The 1,159-nt window shown below is 70.1% G+C and carries 1 protein-coding gene and 1 pseudogene; both read left to right on the top strand.

Annotated features, from left to right (window positions below; all coding sequences use genetic code 11):
* Positions 1 to 294, top strand: a pseudogene (locus tag A5706_RS06640) (NUDIX hydrolase); the annotation flags it as partial.
* A gap of 157 nt (positions 295 to 451) precedes the next feature.
* The coding region (locus A5706_RS06635) for a lipase family protein (RefSeq protein WP_231985073.1) at positions 452 to 1,159 on the top strand (708 nt) is incomplete at its 3' end.

Genomic DNA, 1,159 nt, shown 5'->3' with positions numbered 1-1,159 from the left:
CACGCCCAGACCCGGCTGGCCGCCAAGATGTCCTACACCAACATCGGATTCGCCTTGGCCCCAAGGGAATTCGCGCTGTCCGCGCTGCGCGACATCTACGGCGCCGCGCTGGGCTACCAGGTCGACGCGACGAACCTGCAGCGCGTGCTGGTCCGGCGCGGGGTCATCAGCCAGACGGGCACCATTGCCCAGTCCGGCCGCAGCGGCGGCCGACCGGCGGCGCTGTATCACTTCACCGACTCCCGGCTGCGGGTCACCGACGAATTCGCCGCATTCCGGCCGCCCGGCGTTTAACGCCCCGCCGGCCGCGACACGCCGGTACATTGGGCAGAACACCTTTCGCCCGGTGAGCTGGGGGGACCACGAGAACTGGTTCACAATGCGGCGATTACGTTTTGGCCACCGTCCGTTCATGCGCGAGAATGCCGGATGGCCAAGGAGGGATCTGCGAATGGTTGAGCTCGGCAATCTCGCGGGGGCGCATGGCGCTCAGTGGATCGGACGGCCGCAACACGAGGAACTGCAGCGCAAGGTGCGTCCGCTGCTGCCCTCGGACGACCCGTTCTACCAGCCGCCGCCCGGCTACCAGCACGCCGCGCCCGGGACGGTGCTGCGCTCGCGCGACGTCGAGCTGGCGTTTTTGGGTCTGGTGCCCCAGCCCGTCAAGGCCGTCCAGCTGCTCTACCGCACCATGAACATGAACGGCGACCCCGAGGCGACGGCGACCACCGTGATCGTCCCGGCCCGGCTGGCTCCGGGGCAGACCTGCCCGGTGTTGTCGTACCAGTGCGCGATCGACGCGATGACGTCCCGTTGCTTTCCGTCCTACGCGCTCAGGCGCCGGGCGAAGGCCCTCGGGTCGCTCAGCCAGTTCGAGTTCCTGCTGATCAGCGCCGCCGTCGCCGAGGGCTGGGCCGTGTCGGTGCCGGATCACGAGGGCATCCACGGCTCGTGGGGCGCGCCGTACGAGCCCGGTTACCGCGTACTGGACGGCATCCGAGCCGCGCTGAGCTCGGAACGGCTCGGGCTGTCGCCGTCGGCGCCGATCGGGCTGTGGGGCTACTCCGGCGGTGGCCTGGCCAGCGCGTGGGCCGCGGAGATGTGCGGCGATTACGCCCCGGAACTCGACATCGTCGGCGCGGTGCTGGGCTCGCCCGTC

Origin of the sequence: Mycobacterium sp. E796 (assembly GCF_001672815.1) — a bacterium.
Lineage (GTDB): Bacteria > Actinomycetota > Actinomycetes > Mycobacteriales > Mycobacteriaceae > Mycobacterium.
Note: the sequence above shows the minus strand (reverse complement) of the source record. Positions and strands in the feature narration are given on the sequence as shown.